At 64.2% G+C, this 24,382-nt stretch carries 24 protein-coding genes and 2 tRNA genes; 16 read left to right on the plus strand and 10 right to left on the minus strand.

Translation table 11 applies throughout. The features are described from left to right. Window position 1 precedes the first annotated feature (1 nt). Complete coding sequence (locus M3465_RS14835; protein WP_249502554.1) at window positions 2–481, plus strand: nucleoside deaminase; 480 nt, start codon at window positions 2–4, stop codon at window positions 479–481. Here M3465_RS14835 and M3465_RS14840 read toward each other — a convergent pair whose 3' ends face one another. Beyond that, window positions 482–934, minus strand: a complete 453-nt coding sequence (locus tag M3465_RS14840; protein ID WP_249502555.1) for a hypothetical protein — start codon at window positions 932–934, stop codon at window positions 482–484. An 82-nt stretch (window positions 935–1,016) separates the two neighbouring features. Here M3465_RS14840 and M3465_RS14845 point away from each other — a divergent pair, with 82 nt between their 5' ends. After that, complete coding sequence (locus M3465_RS14845) at window positions 1,017–1,451, plus strand: MarR family winged helix-turn-helix transcriptional regulator (RefSeq protein ID WP_249502556.1); 435 nt, start codon at window positions 1,017–1,019, stop codon at window positions 1,449–1,451. On the opposite strand, the gene M3465_RS14850 is transcribed toward M3465_RS14845, so the two are convergent. The 4 genes from M3465_RS14850 to M3465_RS14865 form a co-directional block, all read right to left on the minus strand. Next, window positions 1,448–1,942 carry a c-type cytochrome gene (locus M3465_RS14850; RefSeq protein WP_249502557.1) on the minus strand — a complete coding sequence of 165 codons (495 nt, stop codon included), beginning with the start codon at window positions 1,940–1,942 and terminating at the stop codon, window positions 1,448–1,450. The two genes, M3465_RS14845 and M3465_RS14850, sit on opposite strands and share 4 nt — an antisense overlap. Window positions 1,943–1,953: 11 nt before the next feature. Next, entirely contained in the window at window positions 1,954–3,543 is a 1,590-nt protein-coding gene (locus tag M3465_RS14855; RefSeq protein WP_249502558.1) for a flavin monoamine oxidase family protein, read from the minus strand. Continuing rightward, window positions 3,540–4,967, minus strand: coding sequence for a cytochrome c (locus tag M3465_RS14860; protein WP_249502559.1), 1,428 nt, complete (start codon window positions 4,965–4,967; stop codon window positions 3,540–3,542). Before M3465_RS14860 ends, M3465_RS14855 begins: the two co-directional genes overlap by 4 nt. A gap of 100 nt (window positions 4,968–5,067) precedes the next feature. Next, entirely contained in the window at window positions 5,068–5,532 is a 465-nt protein-coding gene (locus M3465_RS14865; protein ID WP_249502560.1) for an RNA polymerase sigma factor, read from the minus strand. Between the two features lie 225 nt (window positions 5,533–5,757). Between M3465_RS14865 and M3465_RS14870 the strand changes: the two genes are divergently transcribed. From M3465_RS14870 to M3465_RS14890, 5 genes are all read left to right on the plus strand, one after another. Further along, window positions 5,758–6,009, plus strand: a complete 252-nt coding sequence (locus M3465_RS14870; RefSeq protein WP_249502561.1) for an EF-hand domain-containing protein — start codon at window positions 5,758–5,760, stop codon at window positions 6,007–6,009. A gap of 466 nt (window positions 6,010–6,475) precedes the next feature. Then, window positions 6,476–6,724, plus strand: coding sequence for a twin-arginine translocase TatA/TatE family subunit (locus M3465_RS14875; protein ID WP_249502562.1), 249 nt, complete (start codon window positions 6,476–6,478; stop codon window positions 6,722–6,724). A gap of 6 nt (window positions 6,725–6,730) precedes the next feature. Beyond that, a complete protein-coding gene (gene tatB / locus M3465_RS14880; RefSeq protein ID WP_249502563.1) occupies window positions 6,731–7,198 on the plus strand; it encodes a Sec-independent protein translocase protein TatB in 468 nt (155 codons plus the stop codon). Beyond that, window positions 7,195–8,079, plus strand: coding sequence for a twin-arginine translocase subunit TatC (gene tatC / locus M3465_RS14885; RefSeq protein WP_249502564.1), 885 nt, complete (start codon window positions 7,195–7,197; stop codon window positions 8,077–8,079). The genes tatB and tatC overlap by 4 nt, the downstream gene beginning before the upstream one ends. Next, window positions 8,076–8,912 (plus strand): ATP-binding protein, encoded by an 837-nt coding sequence (locus tag M3465_RS14890; RefSeq protein WP_249502565.1) that lies wholly within the window; start codon window positions 8,076–8,078, stop codon window positions 8,910–8,912. The genes tatC and M3465_RS14890 overlap by 4 nt, the downstream gene beginning before the upstream one ends. Before the next feature lie 9 nt (window positions 8,913–8,921). Here M3465_RS14890 and M3465_RS17165 read toward each other — a convergent pair whose 3' ends face one another. Beyond that, a complete protein-coding gene (locus tag M3465_RS17165; RefSeq protein ID WP_249502566.1) occupies window positions 8,922–9,776 on the minus strand; it encodes a LytTR family DNA-binding domain-containing protein in 855 nt (284 codons plus the stop codon). Between the two features lie 64 nt (window positions 9,777–9,840). Between M3465_RS17165 and M3465_RS14900 the strand changes: the two genes are divergently transcribed. The 3 genes from M3465_RS14900 to M3465_RS14910 all read left to right on the plus strand — a co-directional run bounded on the left by M3465_RS14900 (window position 9,841) and on the right by M3465_RS14910 (window position 10,396). Further along, window positions 9,841–10,173: a hypothetical protein gene (locus tag M3465_RS14900; RefSeq protein WP_249502567.1), complete on the plus strand. Its 333-nt coding sequence runs from the start codon at window positions 9,841–9,843 to the stop codon at window positions 10,171–10,173. A 40-nt stretch (window positions 10,174–10,213) separates the two neighbouring features. Further along, a tRNA-Asp gene (locus M3465_RS14905) sits at window positions 10,214–10,290 on the plus strand. A 29-nt stretch (window positions 10,291–10,319) separates the two neighbouring features. After that, window positions 10,320–10,396 (plus strand) — tRNA-Asp (locus tag M3465_RS14910). A gap of 96 nt (window positions 10,397–10,492) precedes the next feature. Here M3465_RS14910 and M3465_RS14915 read toward each other — a convergent pair. Together M3465_RS14915 and M3465_RS14920 are read right to left on the minus strand one after the other, a co-directional pair. After that, window positions 10,493–11,056, minus strand: coding sequence for a hypothetical protein (locus M3465_RS14915; RefSeq protein WP_249502568.1), 564 nt, complete (start codon window positions 11,054–11,056; stop codon window positions 10,493–10,495). Window positions 11,057–11,150: 94 nt separating this feature from the next. Continuing rightward, window positions 11,151–12,533, minus strand: a complete 1,383-nt coding sequence (locus M3465_RS14920; protein WP_249502569.1) for a M20/M25/M40 family metallo-hydrolase — start codon at window positions 12,531–12,533, stop codon at window positions 11,151–11,153. A gap of 272 nt (window positions 12,534–12,805) precedes the next feature. Here M3465_RS14920 and hemA point away from each other — a divergent pair, with 272 nt between their 5' ends. The 3 genes from hemA (at window position 12,806) to ispG (ending at window position 16,976) form a co-directional block, all read left to right on the plus strand. Beyond that, complete coding sequence (hemA, locus tag M3465_RS14925) at window positions 12,806–14,029, plus strand: 5-aminolevulinate synthase (RefSeq protein WP_249502570.1); 1,224 nt, start codon at window positions 12,806–12,808, stop codon at window positions 14,027–14,029. Between the two features lie 127 nt (window positions 14,030–14,156). Next, window positions 14,157–15,743, plus strand: a complete 1,587-nt coding sequence (locus M3465_RS14930) for a helix-turn-helix domain-containing protein (RefSeq protein ID WP_249502571.1) — start codon at window positions 14,157–14,159, stop codon at window positions 15,741–15,743. Between the two features lie 105 nt (window positions 15,744–15,848). After that, entirely contained in the window at window positions 15,849–16,976 is a 1,128-nt protein-coding gene (ispG, locus tag M3465_RS14935) for a flavodoxin-dependent (E)-4-hydroxy-3-methylbut-2-enyl-diphosphate synthase (protein WP_249502572.1), read from the plus strand. A gap of 49 nt (window positions 16,977–17,025) precedes the next feature. On the opposite strand, the gene M3465_RS14940 is transcribed toward ispG, so the two are convergent. Further along, window positions 17,026–17,784: a DsbA family protein gene (locus M3465_RS14940; protein WP_249502573.1), complete on the minus strand. Its 759-nt coding sequence runs from the start codon at window positions 17,782–17,784 to the stop codon at window positions 17,026–17,028. A 21-nt stretch (window positions 17,785–17,805) separates the two neighbouring features. Next, a complete protein-coding gene (locus M3465_RS14945) occupies window positions 17,806–19,140 on the minus strand; it encodes a M48 family metalloprotease (protein ID WP_249502574.1) in 1,335 nt (444 codons plus the stop codon). 56 nt (window positions 19,141–19,196) lie between these two features. Here M3465_RS14945 and M3465_RS14950 point away from each other — a divergent pair, with 56 nt between their 5' ends. From M3465_RS14950 to M3465_RS14960, 3 genes are all read left to right on the plus strand, one after another. Beyond that, the gene (locus tag M3465_RS14950; protein WP_249502575.1) at window positions 19,197–20,381 is read left to right on the plus strand and encodes a pyridoxal phosphate-dependent aminotransferase; all 1,185 of its coding nucleotides are present in this window, start codon (window positions 19,197–19,199) and stop codon (window positions 20,379–20,381) included. A gap of 77 nt (window positions 20,382–20,458) precedes the next feature. Next, window positions 20,459–21,676, plus strand: a complete 1,218-nt coding sequence (locus M3465_RS14955; RefSeq protein WP_249502576.1) for an N-acetylmuramoyl-L-alanine amidase — start codon at window positions 20,459–20,461, stop codon at window positions 21,674–21,676. A gap of 106 nt (window positions 21,677–21,782) precedes the next feature. After that, window positions 21,783–24,335, plus strand: coding sequence for a penicillin-binding protein 1A (locus M3465_RS14960; RefSeq protein WP_249502577.1), 2,553 nt, complete (start codon window positions 21,783–21,785; stop codon window positions 24,333–24,335). The last annotated feature ends 47 nt before the right edge of the window (window positions 24,336–24,382 follow it).

Consider the following 24,382-nt stretch of genomic DNA (forward strand, 5'->3'; position numbering starts at 1 on the left):
CATGACCGACGCCCAAACCGCCCATCTCGAACGGTGTATCGAATTGGCCGAACAGGCCCTGAAGGCCGGGGACGAGCCTTTCGGCTCGGTTCTGGTAAGTGCGGATGGCGAGGTTCTGCGCGAGGCGCGCAACCGGGCGGTGACGGGCGATCCGACGCAGCATCCCGAATTCGAACTGGCCCGCTGGGCAGCGCAAAATCTGGATGACGATGCGAGGCGGGGGGCGACCGTCTACACCTCCGGGGAGCATTGCCCGATGTGTTCGGCGGCGCATGGCTGGGCGGGGCTTGGACGGATCGTCTATGCCAGCTCGTCGAAGCAACTGGGCGAATGGCGTGCCGAATGGGGGCTTGGGCCGCTGCCGGTCAACACGCGGCCCATCGAAGACATCCTGCCAAAGACCGAGGTTGTCGGCCCGGTCTCCGGCTTCGATGACAGGGTGCGCGCCCTGCACAGGCGTAAGCATGGGCCGGAAAGCTGATCAACAGCGTTGCGGGGCAGGGCGGCGCCCTGCCGACAGGCGCATCCCGTCCCGCATGTTCAGGCCGAGCAGCACGATATTGACCGCGCCGATCATCAACTCGATGGCCTGAACGATATAGAAGCCCGTATCGAACACGCCCGCCTGTGCCTTGAACGACAGGTAGAGCGCCGCGGGAATCAGGATCAGGAGCCCGTTTGCGGCGATGATTGGCATACGCTTCTTCTTGTCGGAAATGAGCGGGCCGCGCATCGGTTTGGCAAGGGAAAACCCCGATCCGCCCGCCGCGACAAGCGCGGGGATGAGCAAGAAAAAACCCCAGGGGATGAGCGTTTTCACCGTCACGACCGTAGCTTGACTGGCAAACAACTCCGACAGGGCGGTGGAGAGCCAGAAAGTCACGATGGTCAAAAGCGCGAGCGCGCCGGCGATGGGGTGGATGATCCGTGTCATGGGTGCCTCCTTCGAAACGGATTTAAGTATAGCCAGCTATCTAACATTGCATAGCGGGCTATGCAAGTGCTAGGACGGCTTCATGAGCTTTTCGAAAGACCGATCGGCGGGATTCCTCGCAAATCATATGGCGCGTCTGTTCGCGCGCGGGTTGACCGCGCGGATCAAGCCGCTCGGCCTGACAACGGGTAATTTTCCCGCGCTTCTGGAATTGTGGGAAAACGACGGGCTGACGCAGAAGGATCTCGTGCAGCGGCTCGATATCGAACAGGCGACGATGGCCAATACGCTGGCCCGGATGGAACGCGACGGGCTCATTCGCCGTGCGAAAGACGAAAGCGACGGGCGCGTGCAGCGAATATGGCTCACGGACCGCGCGCGCAAACTCGAAGCGCCCGCGATTGCGGCCGCGAAGGCGGAGAATGCCGAAGCGCTCGCCGCGCTGACTGAGCAAGAGCGCGCGACGTTCATCGCCGCGATGCAGAAGATCATCGCATCGCACGCGGACCGCGCCTAGCGCAGTTCGCTCACATCTTCCGCCGTCACTGCATCGGAATAGTCGTTGCCGAAATGCGTGCGCACGTAATTGCTGACCTCGGCGATCTGCGCATCGTCCATCTGATCACCGAAGCGGGGCATCCCGTGATAGCCTGTCAGCAGAACGGTGACGATGAAATATTTCGACACCAGCTTCGGATTGCCGGCGAGCGGCGGATAGTGCCCCGCGCCTTCGGCGCCCCTGCCGTCGGGCATATGGCAGCCCATGCAGCTCGTTTTGTAGAGCGCCTCCCCGCTCGTTTGCGTGAAGCGATCGGGATGGGTCGAGAACCGGTCGATGATCTCGCGCAGACTGTCCTCGGGACTGTTTTCCTCAAGCAGCCGCGCTTTATCGGTCGCCACGTCCTGCGATGGCAGTTCGACCTCGTAGCCTTCCGTTTCGGCCAGATCCTGCGCCGCGAGAGAGGCGGCGAAGGCCATGGCGAAACAGGCGGCGATCGCGGTTTTCATGGCGTGCCTCCTCATGCGTTCACCCGTGCGTCAAGGCGGCGGATCACGTCCAGCCCGGACAGGATCGCGCCCTCCTGCCAGGCCGGGATATGCGAGCAATGCTCGCCCGCCAGTGCGATGCGTCCGTCGAATTCGCACAAGGTTTCATAATGTTCTTCGCGCAGCTCTTCGGTCCATTGGCCGTAGCATCCCAACGTCCACGGGATACGGTGCCACGCGCAGCTCGTGCCGCTGATGAATTCCTCGCGATATTGCGGGTGGATCCGGCTGCCGAATTCCAGTGCGGCCTCGATACGCTCCTGCGGCGTGAGCGTGTTCCAGGTATAAGTGTAGTTCTTCGTCGGATAGGTGTCGTAGGCGGCCTGAACGACGCCGGGGCCGTCCTCGAAAAGATCGTATGACGGGTAAGCGATCTGTTTGATCGGCAGGTCGGTGTAGGAGATGCCGCCTACGATCCATTCATCCTGCTCCCAGAACCGCCGCTTGAATTCGAGCGCCACCTTGAAGGCCGACGCGTAAGGCACCGAGGCGATGGCGCGTTTCATCTCGTCCGAAACGTCGATTTCAAGCTGCGCGAGAATGGAAAGCGGGATCGTGCAGATACAGTAATCCGCCGTTTCCTGCATCACCTCGCCGCCGCCCTCGCGGTCCTCGTAATGCACGGTCACCTGGCCTTCGTTCTGTTCGATCTTCGACACACGTGCGTTGAACCGGATCAAATCGCGGGTCTGTTCGGTGAAGGCGTCTCCGATCCTGCCCATGCCGCCGACGGGCTCGAACATCGCCGGAGCGTGGACATATTCGTTGAAGACGTAAAGCTGCTCCCAAAGTCCTGAATTCAGCAGGGGGCCGAAATCGAGCGGGGTGGAGGGCTCGGCCTTGGGCATGAGCCCGCCGCCGGGCAGCACGTCCCAGCCGCGATGCTCACCCACGGCTTCGCTCGTGACATAGCGATAATTCTTGTCGAGCACGCCCCAGCCCTTGAGGCCTTCAAGCAGCTTTTCCTGATCTTCCGCGCTCACCTGTTCATCGAGCGCGCCTTGCTGGACGGACTTGGCCAGAAGCTCGGACGTGTAGCCGCGAATATCGGTTTCCACATCGCCGATCCGTTGCGGCTTGCCCCCGTAGGCCTGACTATTGTGCAGATACGCCTTGTTGTTCTTCATGATGAAGGGCTGAAGCGGCACGTTGAACTTTCGGCAGTAATCGAACACCGCATAATGATGGATCGGAAGGCGCCACGGGCCGGGGTTGAGATAGCCCTTCTCGAATGTGCAATCGACGTCATGCCCGCCAAGCTCGGTGAAGCTGTCGCCGCCCGAGATTGTCCAGCTGCGTCCGCCGCCGCGGTTCTGGTATTCCAGCACTTTCACGTCGTAGCCAGCCTTGCGCAGCTCATAGGCCGCCGTCAGCCCGGCAAGCCCCGCCCCGAGGATCAACACCTTGGTGCCGCCCTGCGATCCGGCCAGTTCGATCGGGCCGCTGTAATCCGAAGTTGCGGCGAAGCCCATCGAGGTCATGGCCTGATACATCGCCGTCGTGCCGGCGGCATGGCCGATCATGCTCAGAAGCTGGCGCCGCGTGGGCATTGTAATACTCATGTTCGACCCTCCGCCGGTTGTTGTGTCCGCCGCCATATCGCCCAGCCGATCAGCCCGAGAAGCGCCAGCACGGCGATGATCCCCGCCCAGGCGAACCAGTTGGCGTATTTCAGAAGGAACGGCAGTTCGGGATCGGGATTGAGGATCGCGTTCACATCCGCCGCGTCCAGCGCCGACGTGGTGAAATCCCCGAACTCGATCCGCACATAGTTGGCGATCTGTGCGATTTCGTCATTCGTCAAATCGTCCTCGAACCCCGGCATGGGCGGCGCGCGGTAGGGCGCGGCGTATTCCACACCATGCGCGATGACGTTCACGAGGTTGGCCGCGTTGTCCCGGCGCAGATCGCCGTTGCCGCGTAGCGTGGGGTAATAGGCGGCGGCCTGGCCTTCGCCGTTAACCCCGTGGCACGACGCGCAATGCGTCAGGTAGAGCGCTTCATCCCCGGCCAGATCGGTTCGGGTCAAAGCCTCGCCAAGGCTTTTTCTGATGGATCCGTATTCATGCATGGGAACCGGCGCGGGGGGATATTCGGCGACGACCGGGCGGGTCTGCTCGTCAGAAGCAATCGCCGGCACCGTTTTCAGGTAGCGCGCCATCGCCATCAGGTCGGCTTCGTTCATGTGGCGGGTGCTGAAATGCACCACCTCCGACATTGGGCCGGCGGCTTGCGCCGCGCCCATTGCGCGTCCGGTCTTGAGGTATTCGGCGATATCCTCGGCCTGCCATCTGCCCAGCCCCGAAACGGGATCCGAAGTCAGGTTGGGCGCAAGCCAGCCCTGAACCATGGTCCCGGCGAGGTAACGGTCCTCATCGGCCATCATCAGCGAATTGCGCGGCGTGTGACAGGTGCCGCAATGGCCCGGATGATCGACAAGGTATTGCCCTCGCGCGATCTCCGCGTCCAGATCCTCGGCGGGCGGTGTATCCTCGATGGCAAGCGCGTTGTAGAACACCATCAGCGTTCGGATGTTGAACGGGAACGGCAGGTCCGTTTCGCCTTCGGGCGCGCGCTCCACGGGCTCGACCGTGCGCAGATAGGCATAAAGCGCGGTGATGTCCTCGTCCGTCATGCCGTGATAGGACGGGTAGGGCATCGCCGGATAAAGTCTGCGATCCGGCGCCTTGCCTTCGCGCAGAACCGCCTTCAGATCGTCTTCGGAATACCCCCCGATCCCGTAATTCCGCGACGGGGTGATATTGGTCGCCATGATATCGCCCAGCGGCGTTTCGATGAATTTGCCGCCTGCATAGGGCGTGCCATCAGGTCCGATATGACAGGATTGGCAATCGGCCGTGCGCGCCACGTAGCGACCGGCCTCCACCAGATCGCTGTCCGCCTCCTGCGCCGCAAGGGGCGCGGCCAGACATGCTGCGCTTATTGCGGAGAGACAGACGCGGGCGGAGGTTCTGAATATCGTCATGGCGGCGGTTCCGATTGCTGGCAGCTCGAATGTCGATCTGCCAGGTCAACGGCGCCGGGCGCGTGCAAGTTCCAAGCGTTGTTCGCCGATCTCCCTTCGATCAGGAGGCGAACAGCGTCTCGATCCCAAGCGCCGCGCGCAGCCGAACCCGCGCCCGCGCGAGCCGCGACATTACCGTGCCGACCGGCAGCTTCAACTCCGCCGCCAGCTCGGACGGTGTCAGCCCGTCTATGGCGACCCGGCGCAGCAAGGTGCGGTCGGTCAGCGACAGCCGCTCCACATGGGCCAGCACTTCGGAGCAAAGACAGGACAGCGCCGCATCCTCGACCTGCGGTCCGTCCTCCTCACCGAGTGGCGCCTCGCGGGCGGAGGCCCGCGCGCGGGCCTGCGCCGCATGGCGCAGCGCGGTCATCATGTAGGGCAGGGGGCGGTCGATCCGCCCGCCGGCCTTTTCGCGTTCGAGAACCGCCAGATAAACCTCGTGGCAAAGATCCTCGGCATCCTGCGGGCTGCGCGTCAGGCGACGGGCGCGGGCGAGCAGGCGTGTATGATCTTGCGTATCCATGCCCTCAGATATGACAGCGGTAAAAAATCCCGCCAGACGGGGGGTTTCCGCCGATGGCGGATCGCGGCTCTTTTCAGGCGGGGCTTCGCGCAAGCATGGGGCGATTTTGGGCAGAACGGCGCCGCCCGGAGCGGTGCGGGGATGCGGGGCGGCTTTCTCGCCTCATACCTCGTGAAGGCCGCCGGAAGCGCGGTGCTTCGTAACGCAGTTAAAATGGAGAGACCCATGAACACGACACTGACACGCCTGTTTGCCGCATCCCTCGTCGCCCTTCCGGTCGCAGCGATGGCTGCAGACTACACGGCGGCGGATGCCAACGCAGACGGAATGTTGTCGCTGGAAGAGGTTCAGGCGGTCATGCCTGAAATGACCGCCGACACCTTCGCCGCTGCGGATGCCGATGGCGATGGCATGCTCAACCAGGATGAACTGGCGGCGGCCCAGAGCGAAGGCCTCCTCCCGGCCTCCGACGGATAAGGCACGACCCTCTCGCGCGGCCCCGTCATGGCGCCCTTCGTCGGGGCCGCGCATTTCGCTTCACGCCTCGTTTCCCTGACCGGATGCGGGGCTTGTTCGCGTTGGCGCGATGCGCGCGCGATCGACACGCGGCTCCGGTTCCGATAGGCCGCTCTCACGCTGCTGGGATCGGCGGTCCGGGATCGATGATCGATATTCGCCCCTCCACGCAAAACGACGCCCCGCAGATGGGTCTGCGCTGGGTCTGTTTCGCCAAAGAACTGACCGGTGCAAGCGGGGAATGATCCCGCCCATAAAGCGTCGCTCAGTCGTGTAATTCCGGCGGCGCGGGCCGTGCCACGAAAAAAACCTTCGTGATTCGTCCCCCGCGCGGCGCTTTGGCGCTTTTCGACAGGCTTCAAAACACATAGATAGCGGGTGCAACGGGCCGCCCCCGCGCGGCGCGTGGAATTACAAGGAGAGAGCCATGCTCAACAATATCGGCCTTCCCGGCCTTCTTCTGATCGCCGTCGTGGTGCTGGTGCTGTTCGGTCGCGGCAAGATCTCGTCGCTGATGGGCGAAGTGGGCAAGGGCATCACCGCCTTCAAGAAAGGCGTCAGCGAAGGCGGCAAGGACGACAACGACGAGGACGAGGACCGCAAGGCGGTCGACGCCCGCGATGTCACACCGCCTGCCCCCGAGACGACGACCAAAACGGACAAGGACAAGGTGTAAACCCCGATGTTCGATCTGGGCTGGACCGAGCTTCTGGTGGTCGGCATCGTCGCGCTGATCGTTGTCGGGCCGAAGGATCTTCCGGTGCTGTTCCGCAGCCTCGGTCGGTTCATGGGCAAGGCGCGCGGCATGGCGCGCGAGTTCACCCAGGCGATGAACGACGCCGCCGACGAAGCCGGCGTTTCGGACATTCAAAAGACCTTCAAGAACGCCAGCAACCCGGTCTCCTCTGCGATGGACGAGGTCAAGAACGCGGCAAAGTCGATGGCCGATCTCGATCCCAACAGCCATAGCGGCAAACTGTCAGCCGAACGCGCGGACGCGAAGAAGAAGATCGAACTCTCCGCTGCCAAGGCCGCTGCCGAGCGCAAGGCGCGCGAAGCGTCCGAAGCGGCCGCCAAGGTCGGAGAAATGGAAGCCGAGATCGAAGCCTCCGCCGGCTCCGACGTGCCGGATACGAAAGACAAGACATGAGCCGGACCCCGGACGAGATCGAGGACAGCTCCGCGCCGCTGATCGAACATCTGGCAGAGCTGCGCAACCGGCTGATCCACTCGGTCGTCGCCTTCATCATCGGCATGGTGATCTGCTTCACCGTCGCCACACCGATCTTCAACTTCCTTACCGCGCCTCTGTGTCAGGTGCTCGCAACGCGCGGCCAGGATTGCGACCTGATCTTCATCAGCCCGCAGGAAGGTTTCTTCGTCGCCATCAAGATTTCGCTTCTGGGCGGGTTCATGTTGGCCTTTCCCTATATCGGGCTGCAAATGTGGCGTTTCGTGGCGCCGGGGCTCTACAAATCCGAAAAGGGCGCATTCCTGCCTTTCCTCGTCGCCTCGCCCTTCATGTTCTTTCTCGGCGCGGCCTTCGCCTTCTATGTCGTCACGCCCCTGGCCTATGACTTCTTTCTCGGGTTCCAGCAATTCGGCGACCGCGGCGAGGCCTTGACGCCGGAGGTCGGCGCGCCGCTTTCGGTCGTGTTTCAGGGCTCGGCGCAGGAATATCTCAACCTGACGGTCAAGTTCATCGTCGCCTTCGGTCTTTGTTTCCAGCTGCCGGTTTTGCTGACCCTCATGGGCAAGGCCGGGCTGGTCAGCGCCGATGGGCTCGGCGCGGTGCGCAAATATGCCGTTGTCGCCATTCTCGTGCTGGCGGCATTGGTCACACCGCCTGATGTGATCACCCAGGTGATCCTGTTCGTCGTGGTCTACGGGCTTTACGAGGTGTCGATTTTCCTCGTCCGCCGGGTCGAACGCAAACGCGAGGCTGAATTGCGCGCGCAGGGTCTTTGGATGGAAGATGAGGACGAGGACGATCCCCTGATGCGCGAGTTCGAGGAGGACGAGCGGACGTGATCGGCCCGCTGGAACGGATCGCCGCTGCGCTGGACCGTCTAGCGCCGCCCGCCGCGCCCGCGCCGGATTTTGGCGGGGCGGATGGGTTCGTCTGGCATACCGATCCCGATCGTCTGGTGCCGGTGCCCGATATCAGCCGCGTTCCGGTCGATCTGCTTGTCGGCATCGACCGCAGCCGCGACACGCTGCTGGCCAACACGCGCCAGTTCGCCGAAGGATTGCCGGCCAACAACGCGCTGCTCTGGGGCGCGCGGGGCATGGGGAAATCGAGCCTTGTCAAGGCAGTGCATGCCGCCATCCTGAACGAGGGGCATCCGCTCAAGCTGGTGGAGTTGCAGCGCGAGGATCTGCCGAGCGTCGGACGCCTTCTGAACCTGCTGCGCGGTGCGCCGCACCGCTTCGTGCTCTTCTGCGACGATCTGAGCTTCAGCCATGACGACCAGCATTACAAATCGCTCAAGGCCGTTCTGGATGGCGGGGTCGAGGGGCGGCCGGACAATGTGATCTTCTACGCCACGTCGAACCGCCGGCACCTGATGCCGCGCGACATGATCGAGAACGAGCGCGGCTCGGCGATCAACCCGTCCGAGGCGGTCGAGGAAAAGGTTTCTCTTTCGGACCGTTTCGGGTTGTGGCTGGGCTTTCACCCCTGCGATCAGGATCAGTATCTCGCCATGATCCGCGGCTATTGCGACGCCTATGGCGTCAAGATCGACGATCAGAGCCTGCGTGCCGAGGCGATCGAATGGCAGGCCACCCGCGGCGCCCGGTCCGGCCGGGTCGCGTGGCAATACTTCACAGATCTTGCCGGCCGTCGCGGCATCGCGCTCTAGCAGGTCGGATCAACGGCGCTGGTCTTCGTCGTGCTGCGCCGGACGCTGCTTTTCCAGATGCGTGTCCAGCCAGCGTTGCACGTCCTCGATCCGGGTGCGCGCCACCGGCACCTCGGTATCGTCGCGCAAGCGCAAATACATTCGTCCATCGCGCCGAAGCGGCGTGATCGACGGATCGCGCGCCACCCACCAGGACCGGTGCGGCTGAAATCCGTCCTCGCTCTGCGTCTGGGCGACGATGTCGCGCAGCCGGGCGCGGGACAGCTTGTGCGCATCCTCGAATGTCAGCTGAACGTGATGCTCGCGCGCCTCGATATGAAGCAGTTTCGTCAGATCGATTCTTTCGCCATCAACGATGAGTTCTCGCTTGACCGCGTCGCGCATGAGATCGGCTTGCACGCTGGGCATGATGAATTTGAAAAAGACGGTCTCCAGCGCCTGCGCGGCGATGTAGAAATAGGCAAGCTGCGGGAGGATCGGCAGATCATAGGCCCCGCGCGTTGCCAGATGCACCGCCGCCTCGCAAAGATACACGGGCGGCAAGAGGGCGATGGCCCCGAGCAGCGGCATTGGGATACGCAGTCGCGGGACGATTGCGGTGAGCGCCGAAACGGCAAGAAAGAGGTTGAAATAAACCGCGAAGAACAACACCGCCGCCGCCGGCCAGATCAGTATGCCCAGAACGGGCGGCAGGGCATCGCGCGTATTGAACGGATCGGCGGCGTAGAAGGTCAGCAGACAAAGCGAGATGAAGAGCAGCGTGCGTTTGTGCAGATGAACCGCGACATAGGTTTCCACCGTGAAGGACAGGGGCGACAGCGTCAGGTCCCGGAAATTCAGCTTTCTGCGGCAAATCTCGTTCACGTGACGACTTCAATCTGTTGCGTTCAATCAAACATATCGGCCCCGTGTGCGCCGCTGCGCGGAGATGGTGACGGCGCAGCGCGATCCGATCAAGAAAAACTTGCGAAGCCTTTATCGGGAATTTTGTTCATGTGAAGAGCCGCCGATAATCTTTTCTTCACGCTGTGGTGTCACGGTAGCGCCGCTGACCGCAACTGGAACAAGGACCGACGATTTGATACTTCCTCAAAAGACTCCCGCGCCGAAGACGGGGCGGATCATGGGAACGCTGACGCTTGCCATCAACGAAAACAGGCCTGTTTCCGAGCGTGGCGAGCGCCGGAACGGCGCTGCGTCCGGCGGGCGGAAATTTGCTTCGAAAAAGCGTGCGAAACCGCTTGACGGGGCAGGGCGCTGACCATAGAACCCGCGACACGCCCTGATGCGGGCGGCAGTGAGCGGTTGTAGCTCAGATGGTTAGAGTACCGGCCTGTCACGCCGGGGGTCGCGGGTTCGAGCCCCGTCAACCGCGCCACCACTGCCGAACGGATCTGCGTAAACTGCGCGGTTGTAGCTCAGATGGTTAGAGTACCGGCCTGTCACGCCGGGGGTCGCGGGTTCGAGCCCCGTCAACCGCGCCAGTTTCCACAGAATTCGATATGTGTGTCGATGGTCGGTTCGCCCGCCAGTTGCGCAGAACGCACATCTTAGGATGACTGTGCCAGCGTGGCCAGCGCCTATTTCGCCGTCGATGAAACGGGAACCACGCTCGCCCAATCGATCTTGGTCAGCTTCTGGCCATGAGTTTGCGCATAGGTGAACATATCGTTCGCGTCTTCGAATCCGGCAAGCTCATATCCGGCCTGGTAAACCGTATCGGGGACGCTGAAAAAGGCGATGGCGGCGATCGCGCCGGCAATCAGCCCGCCGGCGTTCAACTTGCCCGGCGTGCGCGGTTTTACCAAGCGGAAGAGGGTCTTGGCGAAGAAGATCGCGAGACAGAGAAGCAGGAACAGCATCCCGTAGGTCGCGTAATCGAGAAACTGCGCCGGCCATCCGGCGGCGGCGAGGGCATCCAGAACCCGATCCGGGTTGCGCAGGGCGAAGATCGCGCCGCCGACGAGCCCGAAACCGGTGCCAAGCATCAGAAGCGGGCTTTGCGATCCCGCGCCCGTTCTTTCGACTTCCCAAGGCTTGCGTTCCAGACGCGTCTTCGTGGGCGTCGCGGCGAATTTCGGATCGAGCCGCTCGATGCGGGTCAGGAAATCGTCGCGGTTCTGTTTTCTGAAGGTCCGTTTCATGCGGACAGAGGTCGCCCTCAAATGTGACGACAATGGGGGCGAGGTGCGACCGGGGCGGGGTATTCCTGTGATCCCCGCCCGGCCTTCCGCAACGTCAGTTCTTGGCCGCTGCCAGCGCGTCGAGAATACGGGCCCAGCTGCGCGTGCCCTTGTGGAAGCTCTCCACGTCGTATTTCTCGTTCGGGCTGTGGATTTGATCGTCGTCGCGGGCAAAGCCGATCAGCATGGATTCCATGCCAAGAACGGTTTGGAAATACCCCGCGACCGGAATCGATCCGCCGCTGCCGATGAAGGCCGCGTCGTCAGGCCATTCATCGCCAAGCGCGCGCCGGGCGGTCTCGAAGGCCGGGTCGTCGATCGCCATGACAGAGGCGGGGGCCGCGCCGTCGCTGTCGAAGCTGACCTCGAAATCGCGCGGCAGCATCGCGCGCACCATGTCGCGGAAGCTCTTGTCAATCGCCTGCGGATCCTGATCGCCGACAAGGCGGAAACTGATCTTGGCCTGCGCCTTCGACGGCAGCACCGTCTTGAAGCCCGCGCCTTGATAGCCGCCGCCGATGCCGTTCACCTCGCAAGTGGGCCGCGCCCAGAGCATCTCAAGCGCGCTGCGCCCGGCTTCGCCGGCGAGTTCCGACAGGCCGACCTCGCCCAGAAACGCCTTGTGATCGAAGCCGAGCCCCTCCCATTGCTCGCGCATCTCGTCCGAGATCTCGTGCACGCCGTCATAAAAACCCGGAACCGTCACGCGGCCATTCTCGTCATGCAACTCGGCGATGATCTTGCACAGAACCCGGATCGGGTTCATCGCCGCGCCGCCATAGCCGCCCGAATGCAGATCGCGGCTGGGGCCGGTGATGGTGATCTCCTCCTTGACCATGCCGCGCAGCATCGTGGTGATCGCCGGCACCCGGTTGTCGAAAAGCCCGGTGTCGCAGATCAGCGCGATATCGGCTTTCAGTTCTTCGGCGTTTTCCTTCAGGAACGGCACCAGCGACGGCGAGCCGGATTCTTCCTCCCCCTCGAAGAAGAAGGTGATCTTGCAGGGCAGGCTGCCATGTTCGGCCTTCCAGGCGCGGCAGGCTTCCACGAAGGTCATGAGCTGGCCCTTGTCGTCGGACGCGCCGCGACCGCGGATCACGCGGCCATTCGGCGTCTCCTCGACTTGCGGATCGAACGGGTCGCGGTCCCACAGATCGAGCGGGTCGACCGGCTGCACATCGTAATGGCCGTAGAACAGAAGATGCGGGCCGGGCCCGTCGATATGACCGACGACCATGGGATGGCCCGGCGTCTCGCGCAGGCTCGCCTCGGCTCCGAGGGAACGCAGATCCTCTGCCAGCCATGTCGCGGCGCGCACGCAATCCTCGTCATAGGCCGGATCGGTCGAGATGGAGGGGATCCGCATGAGGTCCATCAGCCGCTCGAGGCTGGAGGGCAGGTCGGAATCGATACGGGACAGAACGGGGTCGAGAGACATGGATCGCGGCTCCTTGATCGCTGATTTCGGCGGAGCCTAGCAGCCTGCCAAGGGCTGTCCAGAGCCGCTCATGCTGCAAATGATGTGAAAAATATGCTATTTTACCGGGGATGCGTCGAATTGCGCGGTCCCGTTGACTTAAATCAAGGTTTGGGCGGTTGGCCGGGCCTAGAACGATTGATATAGAGAGGTGCGATCTGTATCCATTCCAAAACGTGAATGCGATAGCGGCGCCAGCCGGACCCGGGATCGCAGACAAGAAGGAGACGCCGGTGAGCTATACTGCCAAACTCGATCAAGCGCTTGACCGTCTGCACGAAGAAGGGCGCTACCGGACGTTTATCGATATCGAACGCCAGAACGGCCAGTTCCCGCATGCGGTGTGGCGCAAGCCCGACGGCTCTGAACGCAATATCACCGTCTGGTGCGGCAACGACTATCTCGGCATGGGCCAGCATCCCAAGGTTCTGGCCGCGATGCACGAGGCGATCGATGCAACGGGCGCGGGCTCGGGCGGCACGCGCAACATCTCCGGCACCACGGTCTATCACAAGCGTCTTGAAGCCGAGCTGGCCGATCTGCACCAGAAGGAAGCGGCGCTGCTCTTCACCTCCGCCTACATCGCCAACGATGCGACGCTGTCGACGCTGCCGCGTCTTTTCCCCGGCCTCATCATCTATTCCGACGCGCTCAACCATGCCTCCATGATCGAAGGCGTGCGCCGCAATGGCGGAGCGAAGCGGATTTTCCGGCACAATGATCTCGACCATCTGCGCGAATTGCTGGCTGCCGACGATCCGGATCTGCCGAAGGTGATCGCCTTCGAATCCGTCTATTCGATGGATGGCGATTTCGCCCCGATCGAGGCGATCTGCGATCTGGCCGACGAATTCGGCGCGCTGACCTATATCGACGAAGTACACGCTGTCGGCATGTATGGCCCGCGCGGGGCCGGGGTTGCCGAGCGCGACCGTCTGATGGACCGGATCGACATCATCAACGGCACGCTGGCCAAGGCTTACGGGGTCATGGGCGGCTATATCGCGGCCTCCGCCAAGATGTGCGACGCGATCCGCTCCTATGCGCCGGGCTTCATCTTCACCACGTCACTGCCGCCGGCCGTGGCTGCCGGGGCCGCCGCCTCCGTTGCGCATCTCAAGCAGGATCAGGAGTTGCGCGACAAGCACCAGTTGCAGGCGCGGATCCTCAAGATGCGGCTCAAGGGGCTTGGCCTGCCGATCATCGATCACGGCAGCCATATCATCCCGGTGATCGTCGGCGATCCGGTGCATACCAAGAAGCTGTCGGACATGCTGCTCGAAGGGTTCGGCATCTATGTCCAGCCGATCAACTTCCCCACCGTGCCGCGCGGCACGGAGCGGCTGCGCTTCACTCCCTCGCCAGTGCATGGGCCGAAAGAGATCGACACGCTGGTTCGCGCAATGGACGAACTTTGGTCACATTGTGCGCTGAATCGCGCCGAACTTAGCGCGTAGGCTCTGAAATCGGTGCATTAAACCTTGTTCCGTGTTAGCGTCACCTTAATAAGGGGCGCGACTCGACTCACCGGGTAAGCGCCGCGCGGGCAGCGCTTACATGGTAAGAACGCAAGGGGCAGCGGGTATGATTGGGCGGAAACCCCCAAAATCATCGCAGGACAGTATCGACACACAACCGCGCGGGTTCGACGATTTCGAACTCAAACTTGGCGATGTCATGCGCGGCGAACGCGCAACGCTCGGCAAGTCGCTCCTCGACGTTCAGCGCGAATTGCGCATCAAGGCGAGCTATATCGCCGCCATCGAAAATTGCGATCCGACGGCCTTTGACACGCCCGGCTTCATCGCCGGGTATGTGCGCTCCTACGCGCGCTATCTGGGTATGGACCCGGATGACACCTTCTCCGAATTTTGCACGGAAAGCGGTTTCACCACCGCGCATGGCATGTCCGATGCCGCATCCTCGCGCAAGCCGCAGAAGCCCGAGATGGCGGCAAATGCCGCGCCGCGCGATCCCTTCTCGCAACCGGCGCTGCCCTTCGCGCCGGGCAGTGACTCCGTTCTTTCACGGATCGAGCCAGGGGCCATCGGCTCTACCGTGGTTCTGGCCTTGCTTCTGGGCGGGTTGGGTTATGGCGGCTATTCGGTCCTTCAGGAAGTGCAGCGCGTGCAACTTGCGCCGGTCGATCAGACCCCGGTCGTTCTCTCGGATCTCGACCCTATCGAAACCGTCGTTCCGGCCCAGCCTGCGCCCGAAGAGGACGATATCGAAACGGCAGGGCTATTCACCCCGCCCGCGACCACCGAAGCCTTCGATCGGCTCTACCGACCGCAGGCGCTCGATGTGCCGGTGCTGGTGGCGCGCGATGCGCCGATCTCGACGCTCGATCCCAACAGCGTTGGCGCCTTCGCGCAGCACGCGCGCAAATCGCTGCCGGAAATCGACCTCACCCCGCCGCAAAGCGTGGCGGACGCAACCATCGCCGCGACCGGTGCGTTGCCGAAAACCGGCGTGACGCTGATCGCCGCGCGGCCGGCTTGGGTGCGGGTGCGCGCGCAGGATCAGAAGATCCTCTTCGAAAAGGTGATGGCACCCGGCGAGACATGGACCGTTCCGGCCTCGCAGCCCGGCGCCACGCTCAATGTCGGCGAAAGCGGCGCGCTTTATCTCGCCGTCAACGGCCAGACCATGGGGCCGGTGGGGCCGAGCGGCACCGTCACGTCCGATCTCGCGCTCGACGGGCCGACTCTCGCGGCGGCGCTTCAGCCTGCCAATGCGGTCGCCGATGCCGATCTGAACCGCGTTCTGGCCGATCTTGGCACCGCGCCGGCGCAGCCCGCCATCGGTCAGCCGAAGATCCTCGAGGACAGTGCTCCGGGCGTGACCCTCGTGGCGGTGCGTCCGGCGTGGATTCGCGTGCGCGCCGCCGATGGAACCGTCATCTATGAAACGATCATGAATGCCGGGGACACTTACGACGTTCCGGTGACACAAGATCCGCCCACGCTTCGCGTCGGCGAATCCGGTGCCGTCTATTTCGCCATGAACGGGCAAACCTACGGTCCGGCCGGGCAGCGTGGATCGGTGACATCGGACCTTGCGCTATCGGTGGAAAACCTGTCGCAAAGCTATTCCGTCGCCTCGATCGAGGCCGATAGCGACCTGGCCCGCGTCGTGGCCGAACTCTCGGTGCCGGGGCAGGCCGACTGAGGCGCTGCGCCGATTTGCGGCTTGAAGCCCTTGGCCTGCGGGCCTAGCTAGAGCGGTGACAGGCCCGCTCGGGCCATTCGCCAGGCATCGCCAGAGGAACGCAAGATGAGCCTCAATTCCATCCGCCCGTGGCGTAATATCTATCGCCGCACGTCCCGGCAGATCATGGTCGGCAACGTTCCCGTGGGGGGCGATGCGCCGATCACGGTGCAGACGATGACAAATACGCTGACGCCGGATGTGCGTGCGACCATCGCGCAGGTGCAGGCAGCGGCGGAAGCCGGGGCGGATATCGTCCGCGTTTCGGTGCCGGACGAGGACAGCTCGCGCGCGCTCAAGGAGATCGTGCGCGAAAGCCCGGTGCCCATCGTGGCCGACATTCATTTTCACTACAAACGCGGGATCGAGGCGGCAGAGGCCGGCGCGGCCTGCCTTCGGATCAATCCGGGTAATATCGGCAGCCAGGATCGTGTGCGCGAGGTCATCAAGGCCGCGCGCGATCACAACTGTTCGATCCGCATCGGCGTGAATGCCGGGAGCCTCGAAAAGCACCTGCTGGAGAAATACGGCGAGCCATGCCCCGACGCGATGGTCGAATCCGGGCTGGATCACATCAAGATTCTGCAGGACAACGATTTTCACGAGTTCAAGATCAGCTGCAAGGCCTCCGACGTGTTCATGGCCGCGGCCGCCTACCAGCAACTTGCCGAGGCGACGGATGCGCCGATCCATCTCGGGATCACCGAAGCGGGCGGTCTCATGTCCGGCACGATCAAATCGGCCATCGGGCTCGGCAACCTGCTCTGGATGGGCATCGGCGACACGATCCGGGTGAGCCTTTCGGCCGATCCGGTCGAGGAGGTCAAGGTCGGCTACGAGATCCTGAAATCGCTTGGTCTGCGTCACCGAGGCGTCAACATCATCTCCTGCCCCTCCTGTGCGCGGCAGGGCTTCGATGTCATCAAGACGGTCGAGACGCTGGAGAAGCGGCTGGAGCATATCAAGACGCCGATGAGCCTGTCGATCATCGGCTGCGTCGTGAACGGGCCGGGCGAGGCACTGATGACGGATGTGGGCTTTACCGGCGGCGGCAATGGCGCGGGGATGGTCTATCTGGCGGGCAAGCAAAGCCACAAGATGACGAACGACCGGATGATCGATCATATCGTCGAAGAGGTCGAGAAAAAGGCCGCTGAACTCGACGCGGCGGCGGTGCGGGACGCGGCGGAATAAACCGCGTCGACGCGGCTTGCCAAGGCGGCCCACCGCCATGGCACCGGGCTCAACCCTCCTGGCGCTCCGCCTCGACGATCTGCTGCATCGCTTCGAGCGGAACATAGCCGCGCACCAGCTCATCGCCCATCACGAAGGTCGGCGTTCCGCTGATTTGCAGCTTTTGCGCCAATGCGCGCGTTTCGGCCAGTTGCTCGGTGATCGCGTCGCTGTCCATCGTCTCGAGAACCGCATCGGCATTGAGGCCGAGCGTTTCGGCGAGCCGGCGCATGACGGGCGGCTCCATATCCTGGTTGAGCGCCATCAGCGCCTCGCTGGCCGCCTCATAGGCCTCGTCTCCGGCGACCTTGCGGACGGCCAGCGCGAAGCGCGAGGAGAGAACGGAGTTTTCGCCGAGGATCGGGAATTCCTTGACGATATAGCGGATATCGCCATCGCCCGCGATCAACTCCAGCACTTCGGGATGCGCCCGGCGGCAATAACCGCAGCGGTAATCGAGGAATTCGACCACCGTGATATCGCCGTCGGGATTGCCGCCGACCCAGGAATAGCCGTCTTCGAAGATCGCCTCGGCGTTATCCGCGACCAGCGTCTTGTCGTCCTGTGCCTGCTGGGCCTGCTGACGCTCTTCGAGCGCTTGCACGGCTTCCATGATGACTTCGGGATTTTCCAGCAGGTAGTTGCGCACGGCATCGCCGAAGGCGGCGCGTTCGCTGTCTGACATGTTCGACAGGTCGAGATCGTCGGCCTGCGCGCCGGATGCGAGCGCGAGCGCCAGGGCGGCTGGGGCGAGAAGGGATTTGGGCATGAAGCTCTCCGTTGAAAAGGGTCAGCGCCGCGCGGCGCTTTGGGCCGCACTTAACACATCCTGCGCACGTTTCCACGGCCCCGATCCGCGCGGCAGGGCTCCGGCGGCACGTTGCGCGTGGATCGCGGCGTCGCTCAGACGCCCTTGCAATGCGTAGCGTTCGGCCGTGACAAGCGAGGCCATCGCCGGTTGGCCGGTCCGTGCATAGGCGACAGAGAGATCGCGCAGGATGCGCGCATCGCCGTAATCGCGCCCGCGCGCGTTTTCGAGCGTGTTCAAGGCCTGAGAATGATCCCCGGCGGCAAGCTGCGCACGGCCCAGCCCGCCGAGGATCAGCGCGTTGCGCGGCGCGAGCCGGGCCGCGGCGGCATAGTCCCGCGCGGCATCTGCAGGGCGGCGGGATTCGAGCAGGATCTGGCCTTTCAACTCGCGCAGGAAGGGGTCTTTCGGACGCGCAGTGATCGCCGCGTCGATATGAGCAAGAGCGCGGCCCAGATCGCTTTGGCGGTGATAGGCGACGGCGCGGCGCAGCTCGGCGATATCGCCGCTGGGGCTGTCCCCGGCGCGGCGCAGCGTCCAGCCGGGCGCGCGGGTGAAGGCGGTCAGCTTGCCGCGCGCGCGGGCGAACCAGTATTGCGCGGTGCCGTCCGGGCCAGCGGCAGGGGCGGTTGCCGCCAGCCCTTCGAGGGCGCGAAGCCGGTCGCGGGTCAGGGGGTGCGACAGCGTGTAGGGGTCCTGCCTGTGCTCGGCGAGCGCGATCTGCCCGCTGAAGAGCTTTTGCACCTCAACTGCAGCGCGCGGGTCGATCCCGGCGCGGGTCAGATAGCGCACCGAGCTGATATCGGCCGAGGATTCCTCGGCCCGGCTGTGCGCAAGGAAATTCCGCATCACCGAGGATTGCGTGCCGATCGCCAGACCTGCCGCCGCGCGACCGCCACCGGCGGCGGCTGCGGCTGCGGCGAGCGCGAGACCGAGCCCCGAGGCGGTGCGCGCGCTGCGCATGTTGCCCAGCCTGCGGGAGATATGCCCATTGGCGATATGCGCGGCCTCATGCGCGATAACCGCCTGAAGCTGCGCGGCGCTGCCGAGTTTCGACAGCAGGCCGGAATGGATGAAGATATGCTGCGTGTCGATGATGAAGGCATTGAGCGTGCTGTCGTCGATCAAAAGGATCCTCACCTGTCCGGGACTCAGCCCGGCGGCACGCAGCACCGGTGCGCCGAGTTGTCCGAGCGCGTGTTCGATATCGGCATCGCGCAGCAATGTCGCCGCGCGGGACGGTGCCGCGCCGATCAGAGCAACGAGGCACAGCGCGGCTGCGCCGATCTTCATCAGGCGCGGCAAGGATGTGGACATTGACCTTTCCCCGGTAACGCCCCTAGGTGAGGCGAAACCAGTCTAGGAATGGAAAGATGCGAAATTCAAGCCGCGGGGCGGTCGATCCCTTTATCGTGATGGATGTGATGGAAGCCGCTCGGCAGGCCGAGGCGGAGGGCCGCCACATCATTCACATGGAGGTCGGACAGCCCGGCACGCCGGCACCCGCCGCCGCGCGCGACGCGCTCGCGCAGGCGATGGCGACGGACGCGCTCGGCTATACGGTTGCGCTGGGATTGCCGGCGCTGCGCGCGCGGATCGCCCGGCTTTACGGGGACTGGTACGATGTCGATCTCGATCCTGCGCGGGTCGTCGTGACGCCCGGCTCTTCGGGCGGGTTCATCCTCGCCTTCACAGCGCTGTTCGACGCGGGCGATCGCGTGGCGCTCGGCGCGCCGGGCTATCCGTCCTACCGGCAGATCCTCAAGTCGCTCGATCTGGAGCCGGTCGAGGTGCAGACCCGTTCCGAGGCGCGGTTTCAACTGGAGCCGTCCGATCTGCAAGGGGTCGATTACGAGGGGGTGATGGTGGCCTCGCCGGCCAATCCGACCGGAACGATGCTGGACCGCGCCGCGCTCGGCGCGCTGGTGGAGGCGGCGCAGGCGCGCGGCGCGGCTTTCCTGTCGGACGAGATCTATCACGGCGTCGAATATGAGCGCAAGGCCGTCAGCGCCCTGCAGATCAGCGACGATGTCTGCGTGATCAATTCGTTCTCCAAGTATTTCAGCATGACCGGTTGGCGCTGCGGCTGGCTGGTGCTGCCGAAGGACAACGTGCGGCAAGTGGAGCGGCTGGCGCAGAACATGTTCATCTGCGCCCCCCATGCCGCGCAGATCGCCGCACTCGCGGCGATGGATGCCGGCGACGAGCTCGAAGCGAACATGGCCGTCTATCGCGAGAACCGGCGTCTGATGATCGAAGGGCTGCCACGGGCCGGGTTCGACCGCATCGCGCCGCCGGATGGCGCGTTTTACGTCTATGCCGATGTCTCGCATCTGACCGATGACAGCCGCGCCTTCGCCCGCGAGATACTGGACGAGGCAGGCGTGGCGGTGACGCCGGGGCTCGATTTCGACCCCGAGCGCGGCGGCGGCGCATTGCGGTTTTCCTATGCGCGCAGCACCGCCGATATCGCCGAGGGTCTGGACCGGCTGGGGCGGTTCATGCGCGCGCGGGGCCATATCGCCTCAGGCGCGCGGGAGGTCGGATGTTGCGGTTGAGTATTTGGAACGAGAAGAAAAGCGGGAGAGGCGCTTCGGGGGAACGTTCGCCCTGGGGCCGTGCGGGCCGCGGGCCGATGCGAGGACCGTTCGCAGCCTGTCTCGCGATGTTGGCGACGATATGGGTCTGGCTGCCGGCGCAGGCGCAGGAGATGGGCGGGCTGGCACGACCTCTCGGCGGGTCGATCGAGGGACGCTGGGGCGGCACCGAATTGCGGCTCGATCTGAGCCAGGGCGTGCCATGGAGGGTCTTCACGCTCGGCGATCCGAACCGGCTGGTGATGGATTTCCGCGAGGTGCAATGGGGCGAGATGCAGGCGCCGGACATGAACGGAACCGATCGCGTGCGGGAGGTGCGCCTTGGCGGCTATCGTCCGGGCTGGTCGCGGCTGGTGGCCGATCTGGCCGAGCCGCTGGTGATCGAGAGCGCGGTGATGCTCAGCGATGCCGACACCGGCGCAGCCACGATCCGCGTGATTCTGAAGGCGGCGGACCAGGCGGCATTCGATGCCGCCTCCGGCGCACCGCAGGATCCGCGCTGGGATTTGCCGCGCGCCGCCCGGATCATGCCCTTGCCGGAGCGCGATCCCAAGCGGCTGACCGTGGTGATCGATCCGGGGCACGGCGGCATCGATCCCGGCGCAGAGCGCGGCGAGGTGCGCGAGGCCGATCTGATGCTGACTTTCGCGCGCGAGTTGCAGGAGGTGCTGCGCCGCACCGGCAGTTTCGATGCGGTGCTGACGCGGGAGGGCGATCATTTCGTCTCGCTCGAGGCACGCGTCGCGCGGGCGCGGGAGGCTGGGGCGGACGTGTTCGTCTCGCTCCATGCCGATGCGCTGTCCGAAGGGCAGGCGCGCGGGGCGGCGATCTACACGCTGTCGGAGGAGGCATCCGACGCGGCCTCCGCCGCGCTGGCCGAGAGGCATGACCGGGACGATCTGTTGGCCGGGGTCGATCTGAGCCGATCCGATGACCGGGTTGCCGATGTGCTGATGGATCTCGCGCGCTTGCAGAACGCGCCGCGCAGCACGGCGCTGGCGCGGCACCTGCTGTCGGGGATCGAGAACGCGGTGGGGCGCGTGCACAAGCGCCCGCTGCGCCATGCGGGGTTTTCGGTGCTCAAGGCGGCGGATATTCCATCGGTCCTCGTCGAGCTGGGGTTCCTGTCCACCGATGAGGATCTGGCCAATCTGAGCGATCCCATCTGGCGGCAGGGCATGGCCGCGGGCATTCGCGACGGGCTCATGGCCTGGCGCGACGAGGATGCCGCGCTGGCGCCGCTGCGGAGGAAATGACCTTGCGTCATGCGCTGCTTGCCGCCGCCCGGCACATCATTGTGTTTTGACGGCTGGCGCCCAGTTTTGTAGGCAAGGCAAACCCCCGCAACAAAGGCGCGAACGATTGACCAGATTCATCCTGTCCTTTTTCGGCGCGATCTTCACGCTCATCACGATGGGCGCGATGATGATCGCCCTGGCCGTCGGTGCGGTCTTCTGGATGTATGGGCGCGATCTGCCGAGCCATGAGAGCCTGGCGCAATACACGCCCCCGACGATCAGCCGCATCTATTCCGGCGAGGGGCGCATCATCGACGAGTTCGCACAGGAGCGGCGGCTGTTCACCCCGGCGCGCGAGATCCCCGATCTGGTCAAGCAGGCGTTCATTTCCGCCGAGGACAAGAATTTCTACGACCATCAGGGCTATGACCTGCGCGGGATCGCGGCGGCGGCCTTCGATGCCGTGGCCTCGCGCGGGCGCGATGTGCGCGGCGCGTCCACCATCACGCAGCAGGTGATGAAGAACTTCCTTCTGTCCGGCGACCGCCGGGTGGAGCGCAAGATCAAGGAAATCATCCTTGCCTCGCGCATCGAGGACACGCTGTCCAAGGAGAAGATCCTAGAGCTTTACATGAACGAGATCTTCCTCGGGCAGAACTCCTATGGCGTGACGGCGGCCGCGCAGACCTATTTCAACAAGACGCTGACCGAACTGGCCCCGCATGAGGCCGCGACGCTGGCCGCCATGCCCAAGGCGCCGTCGGATTATCATCCCGTGCGCGAGAAGGACCGGCTGCTGGCGCGGCGCAATTTCGTGCTCAAGGAGATGTTCGAGAACGGATATATCGACGCCGACACCTATGAGGCCGAGCGCGACATGCCGCTCAGATCGGTGCAGAACGGCGATTTCGAGCCGTTCCGCGACGCGCTGCCGCCGCGCTCCTATTTTACCGATGAGATCCGCAGACAGCTCAGCGTCGATTTCGGTGAGGCGGAGTTTTTCTCGGGCGGGTTCAGCGTCCGGGCGACGCTCGATCCCGAACTGCAGCTTGAAGCGGAGGATGCGCTGCAACGCGCGCTTGAGCGCTACGACCGCAGTCAGGGCATCTGGCGCGGCACCGGCAAGCGGATTGCGCCGGAGCAGCTCACCGACGAGGCAAGTTGGCGCGCGGCGCTTTCGGATGAAACCATTGCACGCGATATCCGGCTGGAAAATCCGTGGTATCCGGCGGTTGTGCTGGAGGTCGGGGCGAACGATGCGCGCATCGGGATCGAATCCGTGCCGAATGACGAGGACGGTCACTGGATCCCGGCTGCCGATGTGCAATGGGTCCGAAAGCGGATGAGCAATGGCTCACTGGGTCGCAAGGCGCAGGTCGCCGGCGATCTTCTGGAGGTGGGCGACGTGGTGCATGTGCGCCGCATGACCTCGGATGATGATGGCAGCTTCATCCGCTGGACGCTGCGGCAGGTGCCGCGCGTGCAGGGCGCGTTCATGGCGATGGATGTCAACACCGGCCGCGTGATCGCGATGCAGGGCGGGTTCAGCTATCAGGCATCCGTCTTCAACCGCGCGACGCAGGCGCAGCGCCAGCCGGGATCGAGCTTCAAGCCCTTTGTCTATGCCGCCGCGCTCGACAGCGGCTATTCGCCCGCCACGATCGTAGTGGACGCGCCAATCGAGATCAACACGCCGCAGGGCGTGTGGCGGCCGAAGAACGCGTCGAACAAGTTCTACGGCCCGACGCCGCTGCGCACCGGGATCGAGCGGTCGCGGAACCTGATGACGGTGCGCCTTGCGCAAGAGGTCGGGATGGACACGGTGGCGCGCTATGCCGAAAAATTTGGCGTTTACGACAATATGGGCCGGGTTCTGGCCAACGCGCTCGGCGCGGATGAGACGACGCTTTACAAGATGGTCGCGGCCTATGCGATGTTCGCCAACGGCGGTGAGCGCGTCGAGCCGACGCTGGTGGACCGGGTGCAGGATCGCTACGGCAACACCGTCTACAAGCACGATCAGCGCGTCTGCATCGACTGCGACGTGCCGCAGCTTCGGGCGGGGCAGGGGCCGACCGTGCGCAGCAATCGCGAGCGGGTGATGAACGAGGTCACCGCCTATCAGCTCACCTCGATGATGCAGGGCGTGGTCGAGCGCGGAACGGCACGCAGCGCGGTGAACCTGCCCGTGCCGACCGCCGGCAAGACGGGCACGACCAACGATTCCAAGGATGTGTGGTTCGTCGGCTTCACCTCCAATATCGTCGCGGGCTGCTATATCGGCTTCGATCAGCCGCGCTCGCTGGGGCGCGGCGCGTCGGGCGGGGGCATGTGCGGGCCGGTCTTCAACGCGTTCATGCAGAAGGCCGTCGCCAAATATGGCGGCAGCGCCTTCCGTGCGCCGGAAAGCTGCCAGTTCATCAAGATCGACCGGAACACTGGCGCGCGCCTATCCGACGAGGCCAGCGGCGACAATGTCGTGAGCGAATGTTTCCGCGAGGGCGAGGAGCCGATCTTCGGCATCCAGTTCGACGGCGGCTTCGCGATGGGCTCGAATTTCGAGCTTTACACCCCGGCCGAGGGCGGCGGTCGGCAAGTGACGACCTCAAGCGGCGGGACCGCGGTTGTCGGCCCCAAAGCCAGCTTCGGAACGCTCAGCTCGGGCGGTCTTTACTGACCGCGCCGGGCTGCGTCGGCCTGTGGCCGCTTGTCGCTGCGGCGGGG

Origin of the sequence: Marivita sp. GX14005 (assembly GCF_023370775.1) — a bacterium.
GTDB lineage: Bacteria > Pseudomonadota > Alphaproteobacteria > Rhodobacterales > Rhodobacteraceae > Marivita.

Excerpts from the sequence above, each read along its gene's own strand:
- M3465_RS14835 (WP_249502554.1), top strand. The coding sequence starts at position 2 with ATGACCGACGCCCAAACCGCCCATCTCGAACGGTGTATCGAATTGGCC.
- M3465_RS14840 (WP_249502555.1), bottom strand. The coding sequence starts at position 934 with ATGACACGGATCATCCACCCCATCGCCGGCGCGCTCGCGCTTTTGACC.
- M3465_RS14845 (WP_249502556.1), top strand. The coding sequence starts at position 1,017 with ATGAGCTTTTCGAAAGACCGATCGGCGGGATTCCTCGCAAATCATATG.
- M3465_RS14850 (WP_249502557.1), bottom strand. The coding sequence starts at position 1,942 with ATGAAAACCGCGATCGCCGCCTGTTTCGCCATGGCCTTCGCCGCCTCT.
- M3465_RS14855 (WP_249502558.1), bottom strand. The coding sequence starts at position 3,543 with ATGAGTATTACAATGCCCACGCGGCGCCAGCTTCTGAGCATGATCGGC.
- M3465_RS14860 (WP_249502559.1), bottom strand. The coding sequence starts at position 4,967 with ATGACGATATTCAGAACCTCCGCCCGCGTCTGTCTCTCCGCAATAAGC.
- M3465_RS14865 (WP_249502560.1), bottom strand. The coding sequence starts at position 5,532 with ATGGATACGCAAGATCATACACGCCTGCTCGCCCGCGCCCGTCGCCTG.
- M3465_RS14870 (WP_249502561.1), top strand. The coding sequence starts at position 5,758 with ATGAACACGACACTGACACGCCTGTTTGCCGCATCCCTCGTCGCCCTT.
- M3465_RS14875 (WP_249502562.1), top strand. The coding sequence starts at position 6,476 with ATGCTCAACAATATCGGCCTTCCCGGCCTTCTTCTGATCGCCGTCGTG.
- tatB (WP_249502563.1), top strand. The coding sequence starts at position 6,731 with ATGTTCGATCTGGGCTGGACCGAGCTTCTGGTGGTCGGCATCGTCGCG.
- tatC (WP_249502564.1), top strand. The coding sequence starts at position 7,195 with ATGAGCCGGACCCCGGACGAGATCGAGGACAGCTCCGCGCCGCTGATC.
- M3465_RS14900 (WP_249502567.1), top strand. The coding sequence starts at position 9,841 with ATGGTGACGGCGCAGCGCGATCCGATCAAGAAAAACTTGCGAAGCCTT.
- M3465_RS14915 (WP_249502568.1), bottom strand. The coding sequence starts at position 11,056 with ATGAAACGGACCTTCAGAAAACAGAACCGCGACGATTTCCTGACCCGC.
- M3465_RS14920 (WP_249502569.1), bottom strand. The coding sequence starts at position 12,533 with ATGTCTCTCGACCCCGTTCTGTCCCGTATCGATTCCGACCTGCCCTCC.
- M3465_RS14930 (WP_249502571.1), top strand. The coding sequence starts at position 14,157 with ATGATTGGGCGGAAACCCCCAAAATCATCGCAGGACAGTATCGACACA.
- ispG (WP_249502572.1), top strand. The coding sequence starts at position 15,849 with ATGAGCCTCAATTCCATCCGCCCGTGGCGTAATATCTATCGCCGCACG.
- M3465_RS14940 (WP_249502573.1), bottom strand. The coding sequence starts at position 17,784 with ATGCCCAAATCCCTTCTCGCCCCAGCCGCCCTGGCGCTCGCGCTCGCA.
- M3465_RS14945 (WP_249502574.1), bottom strand. The coding sequence starts at position 19,140 with ATGTCCACATCCTTGCCGCGCCTGATGAAGATCGGCGCAGCCGCGCTG.
- M3465_RS14950 (WP_249502575.1), top strand. The coding sequence starts at position 19,197 with ATGCGAAATTCAAGCCGCGGGGCGGTCGATCCCTTTATCGTGATGGAT.
- M3465_RS14955 (WP_249502576.1), top strand. The coding sequence starts at position 20,459 with ATGCGAGGACCGTTCGCAGCCTGTCTCGCGATGTTGGCGACGATATGG.